At 68.2% G+C, this 13,599-nt stretch carries 13 protein-coding genes; all 13 read right to left on the reverse strand.

Annotated features, from left to right (window positions below; all coding sequences use genetic code 11):
* Positions 1-14: 14 nt before the first annotated feature.
* The 13 genes from atpE to thrC all read right to left on the reverse strand — a co-directional run bounded on the left by atpE (position 15) and on the right by thrC (position 13,557).
* A complete protein-coding gene (atpE, locus tag D456_RS0110300; RefSeq protein ID WP_017576098.1) occupies positions 15-233 on the reverse strand; it encodes an ATP synthase F0 subunit C in 219 nt (72 codons plus the stop codon).
* Positions 234-347: 114 nt separating this feature from the next.
* Entirely contained in the window at positions 348-1,100 is a 753-nt protein-coding gene (gene atpB / locus D456_RS0110305) for a F0F1 ATP synthase subunit A (RefSeq protein ID WP_017576099.1), read from the reverse strand.
* 198 nt (positions 1,101-1,298) lie between these two features.
* Complete coding sequence (locus D456_RS0110310; RefSeq protein WP_017576100.1) at positions 1,299-1,529, reverse strand: AtpZ/AtpI family protein; 231 nt, start codon at positions 1,527-1,529, stop codon at positions 1,299-1,301.
* 105 nt (positions 1,530-1,634) lie between these two features.
* Positions 1,635-2,057 (reverse strand): hypothetical protein, encoded by a 423-nt coding sequence (locus D456_RS0110315; RefSeq protein WP_017576101.1) that lies wholly within the window; start codon positions 2,055-2,057, stop codon positions 1,635-1,637.
* A 251-nt stretch (positions 2,058-2,308) separates the two neighbouring features.
* On the reverse strand, positions 2,309-3,457 hold the full coding sequence (locus D456_RS0110320; protein ID WP_017576102.1) for a glycosyltransferase family 4 protein: 1,149 nt from the start codon (positions 3,455-3,457) through the stop codon (positions 2,309-2,311).
* A gap of 12 nt (positions 3,458-3,469) precedes the next feature.
* The gene (locus tag D456_RS0110325) at positions 3,470-4,351 is read right to left on the reverse strand and encodes an L-threonylcarbamoyladenylate synthase (RefSeq protein WP_017576103.1); all 882 of its coding nucleotides are present in this window, start codon (positions 4,349-4,351) and stop codon (positions 3,470-3,472) included.
* 22 nt (positions 4,352-4,373) lie between these two features.
* Positions 4,374-5,237: a peptide chain release factor N(5)-glutamine methyltransferase gene (gene prmC / locus D456_RS0110330; RefSeq protein WP_017576104.1), complete on the reverse strand. Its 864-nt coding sequence runs from the start codon at positions 5,235-5,237 to the stop codon at positions 4,374-4,376.
* A gap of 106 nt (positions 5,238-5,343) precedes the next feature.
* The gene (gene prfA, locus D456_RS0110335; protein ID WP_017576105.1) at positions 5,344-6,411 is read right to left on the reverse strand and encodes a peptide chain release factor 1; all 1,068 of its coding nucleotides are present in this window, start codon (positions 6,409-6,411) and stop codon (positions 5,344-5,346) included.
* Between the two features lie 114 nt (positions 6,412-6,525).
* Positions 6,526-6,741 (reverse strand): 50S ribosomal protein L31, encoded by a 216-nt coding sequence (gene rpmE / locus D456_RS0110340; protein WP_017576106.1) that lies wholly within the window; start codon positions 6,739-6,741, stop codon positions 6,526-6,528.
* A gap of 192 nt (positions 6,742-6,933) precedes the next feature.
* The gene (locus D456_RS0110345) at positions 6,934-8,769 is read right to left on the reverse strand and encodes an L-lactate permease (protein WP_017576107.1); all 1,836 of its coding nucleotides are present in this window, start codon (positions 8,767-8,769) and stop codon (positions 6,934-6,936) included.
* 260 nt (positions 8,770-9,029) lie between these two features.
* Positions 9,030-11,027, reverse strand: a complete 1,998-nt coding sequence (gene rho / locus D456_RS0110350) for a transcription termination factor Rho (RefSeq protein WP_017576108.1) — start codon at positions 11,025-11,027, stop codon at positions 9,030-9,032.
* Positions 11,028-11,467: 440 nt separating this feature from the next.
* Complete coding sequence (gene thrB / locus D456_RS0110355) at positions 11,468-12,406, reverse strand: homoserine kinase (RefSeq protein ID WP_017576109.1); 939 nt, start codon at positions 12,404-12,406, stop codon at positions 11,468-11,470.
* Between the two features lie 92 nt (positions 12,407-12,498).
* Entirely contained in the window at positions 12,499-13,557 is a 1,059-nt protein-coding gene (gene thrC, locus D456_RS0110360) for a threonine synthase (protein ID WP_193373825.1), read from the reverse strand.
* Positions 13,558-13,599: the final 42 nt, after the last annotated feature.

Below are 13,599 nucleotides of genomic sequence, written 5' to 3' on the forward strand. Positions count from 1 at the left end.
TGGCAGGAACGGTTTTAGACGGCGAACGCGAGGACGAAGCCCAGAATGGCGAGGGCCTCGATGAGCGCGAAGCCCAGGAAGATGTTGGTCTGCAGCGGGCCGCGGGCCTCGGGCTGGCGGGCGATGGCCTGCATGCCCATGCCGAAGACGAGACCGACACCGATACCGGCGCCGATGACGCTGATGCCGTAGCCGACGGAGTTGATGCTGCCCTCGATGGCGGCGATGTCCATAAGTGTTTCCCTTTACTCGACGTCCGGCGTCGCGTTTCGCGATTGGTCAGTGCGCCGGGTGTGGACGGGTCATTACACCTTCGTACCGGCCGGGGTGGCCGGCACTCAGGGGTTCTAGTGGGCGGATTCGAGGGACCCGTTGAGGTACAGGCTCGCCAGCAGCGTGAAGATGAACGCCTGGACGAGCATGATCAGGATCTCGAAGAGGAAGAAGAGGATGTAGCCGATCAGCGCGGCACCGGAGAACAGGACCGACAGCCCGGCCAGGGCCGGCTCGGCACCGATGCTCAGCATGTACCAGCCGCCGTAGGCGAACACCGCCAGCAGCAGGCTGCCCGCGAACATGGTCGCGAACAGACGCAGGGCGTGCGTCAGCGGGCGGATCACGAAGACCGAGAGGGTCTCGATCGGCGTGACCAGGACGTAGATCGGTTTGGGCATCCCGGGCGGGAAGATCTGGTTCCTGATGTATCCCCATCCCCCCTGCTGGCGCATACCGACGACCAACGTGAGGACGAAGATGAAGATGGCGAACATCGCCGGGAAGGAGAGGTCGCTGTTGACCGGCAACATGCCCGGGATCAGACCCGAGATGTTCATGAAGACGATGAGCGTGAAGATCGCCGTCATCAGCGGGATGAACTTGTCACCCTTGGCCCCCATGGTGGGGCGGGTGATCTGGTCCCGGATGAACAGGACGAACATTTCGCCCACGCCCTGCCTGCGCCCGGGGACGAGGCTCAGCTTCTTGCTGAACCACGACCACAGGAGCAGGGATGCGCCGAGGGCGACGATCAGCAGAACCAGGTACAGGTCGATGCCGTCGCTGCCGGGGATGCCGCCGAGCCACGGTTCGGGGAAGAACATCCCAATGGTGGGAGCCTCGAACCCGCAGCCCGCCTCGCCTTCGCCAGGGAAGAGGTGGCAACCCGGTTCGGCCGCGAGAATGCGCGCGTCAGCACTCACGGCGAATCCTTTCGTCGTGACGCAAGAAAGCCTCTTGGATGGTTGTGGAGGAGCTCGCCCACACCTGTGAGGATGTCGGGCTCACTCCAGCGGGAGAGTTCAGGCCTGGCGGGACTTGACGACGATCAGATAGACCGACCCGACCAGGCCGAGCACCGCCCCGATGGGCAGAAAGAGTGCATCGAAACCCAAGAGCCAGTCCGCGATCCAGCCGATGCCGGTCCACACGAGTACACCCGCGAGGAGAGTGGAGAACATGGCCCAGCCGTCGGAGTCGCGCGGTTCCTGTGCGCCGCGTTTCTCCGTGTCCTTGGCTGATTCGCTGCTCATCTCGCTCCGGAATATAGCATGTGGCACCGGACTGGAACGGGGTCGCCCGCCTACCGTCGACCAGGGTATTACGCCCTTCGTCCCGGGCTTTGGCGGGGTTGCCCATCACGTGTTCCCCGAGGCTTGTCCGGGATCCACGTGCGGGATCTTGGCCTTGGAAATCGCTCGGATCTGCCCGCCCAGCCAGACCAGCACGCAGGCCAGCGCCGTGTAGACGAAGGCCCGGTCGTCCAGGTCAGCCATGAGAGGGCTTCGGCCGAGGGTGACCAACAGGATGCCCAGGACCGCCATCTTGACGACGAAACCGAGCAGGTTGGCCGCCATGAACAGGTCCTTGTTCCGGCGGGACAGCGCGATCACGGCCCACTGTCCGAGCCCGAAGCAGCCCAGCACGAGCACGGCCCCCAAGAGCGCGCTGAGCGCTCCGGGGACACCGCCGAGCAGTGCTGCCACACCGATGGCCAGAACCCCGCACACCACGCTGGGAAGTGCGGCGCCACGGAAGATCGCGACGTCGTGTTCCTGCATGACAAAGCTCCGTGGGGGTTCTGTGGTTACCTGCTCGTGAAAGCTATCACAAGGTTTTCGGTGTCGAATCCGAGGATGCCTTAACGCAACCTTAACGCCCCTCGAAAGTCCCCTACGCGGGGGCCTCCAGGGGCGGTGTCGCCTTCGCCACATCCGCCCCCATCACGGCACCGCTGGTCAGAAGCGGTGCTTCCGGGACTTTCGCCCCCGATGGGAGCAGGCCGCGGCCCCGGCCGCCACCATCGGAACCCTCAATCGTGACCGGAACGAGTCTTAACGCGTCCTATACGCTCCCACGAGAGCAGCCCGCGGCGCTGGAGACGGGGCAGCACGATGAGACCGACCGCACAGAGCGCGACCAGGGCCGTGACCGTCAGGACGAGCAGAGGGGTGTCGAAGACCGACAGCGACACCGCGGCGAAGGCCACGATCCCCGCCCACAGGTACATCAGGAGCACCGCTCGTACGTGGCTGTGCCCCATGTCCAGGAGCCTGTGGTGCAGGTGTCCGCGGTCGGGGGCGAACGGCGACTTCCCGGCCAGCGTGCGGCGCAGGACGGCCAGCACGAGGTCGGCCAGGGGCAGGGCGATCACCAACAGCGGCAGGAGGATCGGCAGGAAGACCACCAGGCCGGAGTTGAACTCCTCCCGGGCGGTGTTGGCGTCGAACTGGCCGGTGACGTTGATGGTGATGGAGGTCAGCAACAGGCCGAGCAGCATCGACCCGGTGTCGCCCATGAAGATCTTGGCCGGGTTGAAGTTGTGGAAGAGGAAACCCAGACACGTGCCGGCCAGGATGATCGCGATCATCGCCGGGTAGGACTGGCGCTCGAACCCCTGCTCGACCGCGACCACGTAGTAGTAGGCGAAGAAGGCCAGCGACGAGATACCGACGATGCCCGCGGCCAGGCCGTCCAGACCGTCGGCGAAGTTGACCGCGTTGATGGTCACCACGATGAGCAGCACCGAGATCATCGCCCCGAGCCAGGGCCCCAGGGACAGCTGCGTACCCGGCAACGGCAGCCACAACAGCTGCACGCCGTGCGCCACGAGGATGCCCGCCGCGGCGGTCTGTCCGGCGAGCTTGCTGATGGCGTCCATCCCCCACCGGTCGTCCACGATGCCGATCAGGGTGATGAGGCCACCCGCCAGCAGCAGGCCCCACCAGGTGTCGGCGACGAAGACGTTCTGCAGGTGCGGGAGTTGGGCGGAGATCAGCAGCGCAGCCCCGAAACCGCCGTAGATGGCGATCCCACCCATGCGGGGGATGGGCTCCTTGTGCACGTCGCGGTCGCGGACCGGAGGCGTGGCCCCGATCGCGATCGCGAACTTGCGCACCAAAGGAACCAACAGGTAGGTCACCGCGACAGCGATGACGAACGTGAGTGCGTACTCGCGCACCGTCCGTCCCTTCTAGTCCTCCGAACGGTCGCCGCCGGAGGAACGGCCCCCGGAGGCCTTCTCGGCGGTCTCGGCCTTCTCCTCGGCCCGGTCCTCACCGCCGGCCGGAGCCTCGCTGCTCTCCTCCGCGGCCACGGCCCCGGTCCCCTGTTCAGCGGCGGGCCCGCCACCGGACGGGGACTCAGCGGCTTCCCCGGGGCCGGCCGTCTCCTCGTCCTCGGCCCCGGTGCGCTTCTTGGGCTTGCGCAGTTCACCGATGACGGTGCCGCACACGGAACGCAGCTGTTCGATGGAGATCGCCCCCTGGCGCAGCACCCGCGGCACCGCGTAGGTCAGGTCCACGATGGTGGAGGGCACCCCGGAATCGGCCTCGCCACCGTCGAGGTAGACGGCGACGTCCTCCTCACCGAGCTGCTCGACGGCCTCCTCCACCCGTAGTGCGGCCTCCTGCCCCGACTTGTTGGCGCTGCTGACCGCCATCGGGCCGGTCTCCTTGAGCAGCTCCAGCGCGACCGGGTTCATGGGCATACGTACCCCGACGGTGCCCTTGGTGTTGCCCAGGTCCCAGGACAGACTCGGGGTCGCGGTACACACCAGGGTGAGCGGACCCGGCCAGAACTCCTCCATGAGGTCGCGGCCGTGACTGCCCAGGTCGTCGACGAGCGCGGTGGCCGCACGCATGGACCCGACCAGGACCGGCGGCGGCATGTCCCGGCCCCGTCCCTTGGTCTCCAGCAACCGGGTCACTGCGGTGGGGTTGAAGGCGTCGGTACCGATGCCGTACACGGTGTCGGTCGGCATCACCACCAGATCGCCGCGGCGTACCGCCGAAGCGGCATCGGTGACCCCGTCCTTGCGGGCGGTGTCGTCCGCACAGTCGTAGATACGGCTCACCTGTCGTTCACCTCTTCAAGACTCAGGTGTCCTCGTCGGCCCGGCGCATGACCACGAAACGGTCGCGTCTGGCCATGTCCTTGCGGTTGAGCACGTCGCGCCAGCCCCGGTCCTCGGGGAAGAACCACGGGATCTCGATCCCTTGGCCGTCGTGGTGTTCGACGGCCATCGCGCCACCCGGCCGCAGCAACCGCCGTCCGACCTTCTCCAGGTCGCGGATCATGTCGAGGCCGTCCTCCCCCGACCACAAGGACGGTGAGGGGTCGTAGTCGCGGACCTCGGGCGGGATGACCTCGCCGTCACGGGTGGGAACGTAGGGGGGATTGCTGATGACCAGGTCGACGCGGCCGTCCAGTTCCGGGAGCGCGGTGCGCATGTCGCCCGCGTGCGCGTGGACACGGTCGCTGTGGCCGGTCTCCCGGATGTTGAGCTCCGCCCACTTCAGGGCCTCGGGCTCGATCTCGACGGTGTGCACACGCGAACGCGGCACCTCCTGGGCGATGGAGATGGCGATGGCACCCGACCCGGCACCCAGGTCGACCACGAGCGGGTCGGCCACGTCCATGGACCGCAAGGTCTCGATCGCCCAGTCGACCATGATCTCGGTCTCGGGACGGGGCACGAACACCCCCGGCCCCACACGCAACTCCAGGTAGCGGAAGTAGGCGTGGCCGGTGATGTGCTGCAGGGGCTCGCGTGCCTCCCGCCGGGCCACACACTCCCAGTACCGGGCGTCGAAATCGGAGTCGGCGACCGAGTGCAGTCCTCCTCGACGAACACCGTGCACGAACGCCGCGAGTTCCTCGGCGTCCGTGCGTGGCGATGCGATGCCCGCCTCCGCGAGTCGCAGTGTCGCGCGGGCGACCTCGTCGAGCAGGAAGTTCATCGGTCGTGTGGGGCGGACGCCCCCGCCGTCGGGCGAGGGAGGAAGCCCTTGCCTCCTTCTGTGCGGTGTAGGCGTAACCGGCCCCTCGTCCAGGAAGGGGATCCCGTTACGACTGTGCGGCTTCGAGCCTCTCCTTGGTGTCGGCCTCCGTCAATGCGCGGATGACCCCGTCCAGCTCGCCGTCGAGGACCTGGTCGAGGTTGTAGGCCTTGTAGTTGACCCGGTGGTCGGAGATGCGGTTCTCCGGGAAATTGTAGGTGCGCACCCGCTCGGAGCGGTCGACGGTGCGGACCTGGCTCTTGCGCTCGGCCGCGGCCTCGGCGTCGACGCTGGCCTGGGCCTCGGCGTAGATGCGGGCGCGCAGGATCCGCAGGGCCTGTTCCTTGTTCTGGAGCTGGCTCTTCTCGTTCTGGCAGGAGGCCACGATCCCGGTGGGCAGGTGGGTGATCCGCACGGCCGAGTCGGTGGTGTTGACGCTCTGGCCGCCGGGTCCGGAGGAGCGGTAGACGTCGATGCGCAGGTCGTTGTCGTGGATCTGGACCTCGATCTCCTCGGCCTCGGGGACCACGAGCACGCCGGCGGCCGAGGTGTGGATGCGCCCCTGGGACTCGGTCACGGGCACACGCTGCACACGGTGCACACCGCCCTCGAACTTGAGCACCGGCCAGACCCCGGTACCGGGTTCGGGGTTGCCCTTGTTCTTGAAGGCGATGGTGATGTCCTTGTAGCCGCCGAGGTCGGAGTGGGTGGCGTTGATGACCTCGGTCTTGAAGCCCAGGCGTTCGGCGTAGCGCAGGTACATGCGGACCAGGTCGCCGGCGAACAGTGCGGACTCCTCGCCGCCCTCGCCGGCCTTGACCTCCATGATGAGGTTCTTCTCGTCGGCGGGGTCGCGCGGGATCAGCAGCACTCGCAGGCGCTCGGTGAGCTCGTCGGCCTGCTGGGACAGACGGTCGGCCTCTTCGGCGAAGGCGGGGTCCTCCGACGCGAGTTCACGCGCGGCCTCGATGTCCTTCTCGACCTCGTTGAGCTGGCGGTAGGTCTCGATGATGGGGGTCAGGTGCGAATACCTCTTGCCGAGTGTGCGTGCCTTGTTCGGTTCGGCGTGCACCTCGGGATCGGCGAGCTGCTGTTCCAGCTCGTAGTACTCCCCCAGAAGGTCGTCCAGCTTCACTGTGCCACGTTCCCGTCTTGTGTCGCTTGCCTCGCCTGCGTGTGTGCCGCCCCGTGCCGGGCGGACACTGTGCACCGGCGGCGCCGAGTCGGCGCCGCCGGAGAGCGGGCAGCGCTACTTGGCGGCGCGCTTACCGAAGCGCTTCTCGAAGCGGGCGACCCGGCCACCGGTGTCGAGGATCTTCTGCTTGCCGGTGTAGAACGGGTGGCACTCGGAGCACACGTCCGTACGCAGTTCGCCCGCAGTCAGGGTGCTCCGCGTGACGAAGTGGGCTCCGCAAGTGCAGGTCACCTCGGTCGGAACGTACTCGGGGTGGATGTCGGACTGCATGGTGTGTCTCCTCTTCAGGGGCGCAGCCGCCGGACGCATGCCGAGCCCGCCACCAGGGGTGGTCGGTCGAATCGGGCCATGCGCGAACCGGTGCCGCGGCGATCTGGATAGTCAGGACGGCGGCCCCGGGAAAGGGGCGGACCAGTCCTCGTTACCAGTTTGCCAGATTCACAACGATGCCGGGACCAGTCCCTATTCCGAACGGCTCCCTCCACGGTCCGGCCGCGGCAGCCGTGTGTGCTCGGGGACCGGCAGACGGGCGTCCCGGCGTCTGAGCAGGGCGAGCAGGGCGGCCAGAGCGATCAGTGTCACGGCCAGCAGGGCCGTGCCCGCATGCAGAGCGATCCCGTGGACCAACACGTAGGCCAGGGACCCGGCGATCAGCAGGTAGTAGGCCATCGGCAGCACGGTCTGGCGGAGTACGTCCCCCTCCCGGCCCACGAGACCGACCACAGCGGAGGCGGCGACGACGTTGTGCACGGTGATCATGTTGCCCGCGGCACCGCCGACGGCCTGTGCGGCCACGACCGACTCCGGGGGCACGGCGATGCGTTCGGCGGTGGCGTGCTGGAACAGGGAGAACATGAGGTTGGAGATGGTGTTGGACCCGGCCACGAAAGCACCGAGCGCACCGATCCAGGGGCCGATCAGCGGCCAGCTCGTGCCGCCGAGTTCGGCTGCCCCCGCGGCCAGGGTAAGCGGCATGCTCTCCAGGTCCGCCTGCCCGAAGTCGGCCCCCGTGTTGATGAAGACCCGCACCAGGGGTACGGCGAAGAGCAGGGCGACGGCGGCCCCGGCCAGCTGGGAACCGGCCGTCCTCCAGGAGTCGAGGATCTGGCGCCCGCTCATCCGGTGGAGTACGTAGGTCACCGCACACACCAGGACGAAGGTGGCACCCGGCGAGAAGAGGGGTTGGACCGTCTCACCGATCCCGGTACCGAGGATGTCGTCCCATCCGACCGTGATGCCCTCGAGCCAGGTCTTGAGCGGGGTGACGGTGCGGGACAGGACGAGGACCCCGGCGACCAGGAGATAGGGCGACCAGGCACGCAGCAGGCCGATACGGGGCCCGCTTCCGAGCACCTCGGAGCTGCCGCTACCGGGCTCGAGCTTGCCGGTCCAACGGGAGAGCCAGTCCTCGCGGGCCGGGAAGTCCCAGACGGTCCTGGGGAGAAGGAACCCCTTGCGAGCGGCCAGGACGACGATGACCAGGCCGGTCAGACCGCCGAGCAGACTGGTGAACTCCACCCCGAGGAAGTAGTTGTACAGCACGGACGGGACCGTGAGGGCGAAGGCGGCGAAGAGCGCGAACTTCCAGGCTCCGAGGCCGTCGGAGAAGCGTCGTTCCTTCCCGTAGAACCCGCAGAGCATGCAGCAGATGAGCAGCGGGACGAGGGTGCCGGCCGCGGCGTGCAGGAGCACCGTCTGGAAACCGATCTCGGAGATGTACTCCGGGAAGCTCATGCCCAGTTCCGCGGCGCGTGCCTCCGCTCCGCCGCCGCCCTCGAGGCCGCCGGCGACGCCCACCAGGACGGGCGTACCGACCGCGCCGAAGCTGACGGGGGTGCTCTGGATGACCATGCCGACCATGACGGCGGCCATGGCCGGGAAACCCAGGGCGAGCATGAGCGGGGCGACCACCGCGGCAGGGGTGCCGAACCCGGACGCGCCCTCGATGAAACTGCCGAAGAGCCAGCCGATGATGATGGCCTGCACACGGCGGTCGGGGCTGATGTCGGTGAAGGTGCGCCTGATGGTGGCGATGGCCCCGCTCCTGGTCAGGGTCGCGAGCAGGAGCAGGGCACCGAAGACGATGTAGAGCAGGCCGAGCGCGAGGATCAGGCCTTGGAAGCTGGAGGCGAGGACGGCGACCCAATCGGTCTGCCAGAAGTGGACGGCGATACCGACCACGACGACGTAACCGACGGGCATCGCGTACATGGCGGGGAGACGGAAACCCACGAGCAGGATCCCGATGAGGACGATGGGGGCGAGGGCCAGAAGGCTGAGTACGGCGAGGTTGTCCATCCAGACGGCTCCCTGGCATGGGGGGTTCTCGACGCCGCGACCCTAAGCCGCACTTCCGTGTTGCGACACACCCCTCTTGTGATCCGAGACACACAAGTGATCTTTTCCGGGCCCGGCGGCGGGAGCTCACGCTCCGGACCGGTTCACCGGACCGCCGAACCGCTCACCCGCGGCCGCTTCCCCGACGGGAGGCCGGACACACCAGAAGAGGGGCCCTCCCCGAAGAAGAACGGAGAGGGCCCCTCTGCACACCACCTGTGTCAGGTCGTCTTCTGCACCTGCATCAGGAACTCGGCGTTGCTCTTGGACTCCTTCATCTTGTCCAGGAGCAGCTCGATGGCCTGCTGCGTGTCGAGCGCGTGCAGCACCCGGCGCAGCTTCCAGACCACCTGGAGCTCCTCGTTGGACATGAGGATCTCCTCCTTGCGGGTGCTGGAGGCGTCCACGTCGACCGCGGGGAAGATCCGCTTGTCGGACAGGGACCGGTTGAGCTTGAGCTCCATGTTGCCGGTGCCCTTGAACTCCTCGAAGATCACCTCGTCGGCACGCGAGCCGGTCTCCACCAGCGCCGTCGCCAGGATGGTCAGCGAGCCGCCGCCCTCGATGTTGCGGGCCGCGCCGAAGAACTTCTTGGGCGGGTACAGCGCCGTGGAGTCCACACCGCCGGACATGATGCGCCCGCTGGCCGGGGCGGCCAGGTTGTAGGCGCGCCCCAGACGGGTGATGGAGTCCAGCAGGACCACGACGTCGGTGCCCATCTCCACCAGGCGCTTGGCGCGCTCGATGGCCAGGTCGGCGACGGTGGTGTGGTCCTCGGCCGGACGGTCGAAGGTCGAGTGGATGACCTCGCCCTTGACCGTGCGCTGCATGTCCGTGACTTCCTCGGGACGCTCGTCCACGAGGATGACCATCAGGTAGCACTCGGGGTTGTTCTCGGTGATCGCGTTGGCCACCGACTGCATGACCATCGTCTTACCGGCCTTGGGCGGGGAGACGATGAGACCGCGCTGACCCTTGCCGATCGGTGCGACCAGGTCGATGATGCGCGTGGTCATGATGTTGGGCTCGGTCTCCAACCGCAGGCGCTCCTGCGGGTAGAGCGGGACCAGCTTCGAGAACTCCTGGCGGCCCTTGGCCTGGTCGGGCGACATGCCGTTGATCGAATCCAGCCGGACCAGGGCGTTGAACTTCTCCCGGCGCTCGCCCTCGCGGGGCTGCCGGACCGCGCCGACGATCTGGTCGCCCTTACGCAGTCCGTGCTTGCGCACCTGGGCGAGGGAGACGTAGACGTCGCTCTGCCCGGGCAGGTAGCCGGTCGTACGCACGAAGGCGTAGTTGTCGAGGATGTCGAGGATCCCCGCGACCGGCAGCAGGACGTCGTCCTCACCGATCACCGGCTCGGTGTCCTGGCCGCCGCCACGGCGCCGGTCGCGGCGGTCGCGCCGCCGTCCGCGCCGACGGCCGCCGCCACCGCCGAAGTCGTCGTCGTTGTTGTTGTCACGGCCCTGGTTCTGACCACCGCCGCCCTGCTGGGCGTTGTTGTTCTGGTCGTCATTACCGCCTCCGCCACCGCGGTTGCGGTTGCGGCGGTTTCGCTGACGCTCTCGCCCCTGGCCGGACCGGTTGTTGTTCTCCCGGTCCTCAGAGGAGTCGGGGCCGTTCTTCCGGGGGGTGCTGGATGTCTTGGTCACGCTGCTCGCGGAGGTAGAGGAGTCGGCGCCGTCCACCGCTCGGGGCTGTCCACCGGAGTTGTCACCGCGGTTGCGGGACGAACGCCGGTTCTGGGAGGGCTTGTCGCCCTTCCCACCCTGGGAGTCGGCCACGGCCTGGTCCGACGGCTGCTCACCCGATGACTTCCTGCTGTCTCGGGTGCTGTCCGAGGCCGTCTTCTCGGAGGCCTGGGCCTCGGCCGGTTCGCCGGTGGCCCCGACCTTACCGGCCTTGGGCGCCGGGTCTGCTTGTTTTTCTGTTCTGCCCTTCGAGGGGGCCTCGACGGGACCCCCCTGCTTGGCTTCGATCGCGGCGATGACGTCGCTCTTACGCATACGCCCCGTACCGGTGATGCCCAGGCTCGACGCGAGCTTTTGCAGCTCGGGGAGCTTCAGAGCCGCGAGCCCGGTACCCCGCGCGCCGGCGCGGGACCGAGAGGCGGAGGAGGCGTTCTTGGACGCCGACTCACCGCTCTCGGCACCGGAAGCGTCGGTGGTGGCTCTGCTGTCGACCGCCGCGTCCGTGTGGAGCTCGGTAGTGTCGCTCACTAAGGGTCCTTCCCAAGGAGCGGGCTTCGGCCGTCAGCAGGTCGCTGTAACGACCGGCCCGTGTGTTGCGAACCGGCAGGGGCCGGGTAGGGCGTGCCCCACGTCGATGTCGGAAACCGGCGAGAAGACGGTCCCCTACCCAATCGCGGCGGGCTCTGGGTGAAGCCAGACGTCGGGGCGGATGGCTCGGTGATGATGCCCGTCAACCGTGGTCACACTCATCCGGGGAAAAGGTGACTGCGGGAAATGAAGGGCAAGGCCGCGGAGAACCGCTGACTCACCACTCGGGCCACCGCCTCCGCGCGATCGTAGGACCGGACCGCCGGAGTATGGGACGCGGGTGCCGTCGTGGCGGATGAGCACACGCCCCGCAACGGGGCATCTGGTGCTACACCAAGCCTAACATCACCAGCGGCCACGACTATTCCTCGACACGGAAGCTACGGATGGGGAGATGGGGTCCACACCCCCGCCGGCTCGACATGCAGGGGGCGTACATCCCAGTCCTTACCCGCCCTCCCCCGGATTGAACCAAGCTGGCGGGCGATTTCCGGCGATTCCGTGTCGGCGTCACCTTCCGTCACCGAGCACAACACCAACACGGTGGGCCCCGCGCCCGAGACCACGGCAGGCAGGTTCTCGTGTTCTCTGAGTTCGGAGACCAGGTCGACGGACAACGGCATCGCCGGGGCCCGGTAGGACTCGTGCAGCCGGTCCCGGGTGGCCGCGTACAGACCCCGGGGATGGCCACGAACAGCCGCCGTCATGAGCGCCGCACGGCCTGCGTTGAAAGCCGCGTCGGCATGCGGGACGTTCTCCGGCAGTAGGCTGCGGGCCCGTTCGGTGGAGAGCCGCCAGTCCGGCACACACACCACCGGGAGGATGCGCGGGTCCACGGCCCCGGAGACCGCTCCCCACTCCTGCCCCTCCCGGTAGGCGACCGTGTAGCCGCCGTACACACAGGGCGCCACATTGTCCGGGTGGCCCTCGAGGTCGGCGGCGACCTGGTAGATCCAGTCGCGGTCGGGACCGCCGTCGGGTCCGGTACGGCCCAGCAGCGCCGCGGCCACGGTGATCCCGCCGACGATCGCGGTGGAGGAGGAGCCCAGCCCCCGTGAGTGCGGTACGCGGTTCACACAGACCAGATCCACGCCGGGGGCCTTCTCCCCCACCCGGTCGAAGGCCTCACGCAGTGAACGGACCACCAGGTGGCGCTCGTCGAGCGGGACCTCGCCGGCGCCCTCGCCCTCGACGTGGACCGTCGTCCGGGCGTCGTCGCGGACACGGACCTCGAACTCGTTGTACAGGCTCAGCGCCATGCCCAGGCTGTCGTACCCGGGTCCGAGGTTGGCGCTCGTTGCGGGCGCATGGACCGTCACCCGCGTGGGTCGGGGCATCGTGGGCTCCTCGGTGGGGCGTCCCGGGACGTGTCCGGGAGTGGCGTGTGCGAGCGGTGGGGGCCGCCCCGGGGTCAGGCGAGGTCGAGGGCCTGGGCGGCGTCCTGGGCATCGACCGGGACCGTGGTGGCCGCGCCGGCGCCGGCCAGGGCCCAGTCCGGGTCCTTGAGGCCGTTGCCGGTGACGGTGCAGACCACACGGCTGCCCCGGGGGACCAGCCCCTGCTCGGCGGCCTGGATCAGCCCGGCCACACTCGCGGCGGAGGCCAGCTCGACGAAGACGCCCTCCTCGGCGGCCAGAAGCTTGTAGGCGGCCATGATCTGGCGGTCGGTGACCTTGTCGATGAGTCCGCCGGAACCCTCCCGGGCGTTCTCGGCCAGGTCCCAGGAGGCCGGGTTGCCGATGCGGATGGCGGTGGCGATGGTGTTGGGCGTGGTGACCGGTTCACCGTTGACCAGGGGCGCGGATCCGCTGGCCTGGAACCCGAACATACGGGGCTTACGGCTGGAGACACCGTCGTCGGCGTACTCGGAGTAGCCCATCCAGTACGCGGAGATGTTGCCGGCGTTGCCCACGGGGATGCAGTGGATGTCGGGGGCGTCCCCGAGCGCGTCGACGATCTCGAACGCGGCGGTCTTCTGCCCCTGGAGGCGGTAGGGGTTGACCGAGTTCACCAGCGCGACCGGGTAGTCGATGCTGAGCTTGCGGGCCAGTTCCAGGCAGTCGTCGAAGTTGCCGTCGACCTGGAGCAGGCGGGCGCCGTGCACGAGGGCCTGGGCGAGTTTGCCCATGGCGATCTTGCCCTGGGGGACCAGGACGGCGCAGGTCATGCCCGCACGGATGGCGTAGGCGGCGGCGCTCGCGCTGGTGTTGCCGGTGGAGGCGCAGATGACCGCCTGGGCGCCTTCCTCGGCCGCCTTGCTGATGGCCATCGTCATACCGCGGTCCTTGAAGGAACCGGTCGGGTTGAGGCCCTCCACCTTGAGATGGACGTCGCAACCGGTCAGCTCGGACACACGCACCGCCGGCAGGAGCGGGGTCCCGCCCTCCTGGAGGGTGACGACTGGGGTCTTCTCGTTGACGGGGAGGTGGTCGCGGTATTCCTCGACGACGCCTCGCCACGCCCGTGCCATGCTCACGACGGTGTCCCTTTCGGGTGTTGGATGACGCTCCAC

The sequence above is a fragment of the Nocardiopsis kunsanensis DSM 44524 genome (genome assembly GCF_000340965.1).
GTDB lineage: Bacteria > Actinomycetota > Actinomycetes > Streptosporangiales > Streptosporangiaceae > Nocardiopsis > Nocardiopsis kunsanensis.

Excerpts from the sequence above, each read along its gene's own strand:
- atpB (WP_017576099.1), bottom strand. The coding sequence starts at position 1,100 with ATGTTCTTCCCCGAACCGTGGCTCGGCGGCATCCCCGGCAGCGACGGC.
- atpE (WP_017576098.1), bottom strand. The coding sequence starts at position 233 with ATGGACATCGCCGCCATCGAGGGCAGCATCAACTCCGTCGGCTACGGC.
- D456_RS0110310 (WP_017576100.1), bottom strand. The coding sequence starts at position 1,529 with ATGAGCAGCGAATCAGCCAAGGACACGGAGAAACGCGGCGCACAGGAA.
- thrC (WP_193373825.1), bottom strand. The coding sequence starts at position 13,557 with ATGGCACGGGCGTGGCGAGGCGTCGTCGAGGAATACCGCGACCACCTC.
- D456_RS0110345 (WP_017576107.1), bottom strand. The coding sequence starts at position 8,769 with ATGGACAACCTCGCCGTACTCAGCCTTCTGGCCCTCGCCCCCATCGTC.
- D456_RS0110315 (WP_017576101.1), bottom strand. The coding sequence starts at position 2,057 with ATGCAGGAACACGACGTCGCGATCTTCCGTGGCGCCGCACTTCCCAGC.
- prmC (WP_017576104.1), bottom strand. The coding sequence starts at position 5,237 with ATGAACTTCCTGCTCGACGAGGTCGCCCGCGCGACACTGCGACTCGCG.
- rpmE (WP_017576106.1), bottom strand. The coding sequence starts at position 6,741 with ATGCAGTCCGACATCCACCCCGAGTACGTTCCGACCGAGGTGACCTGC.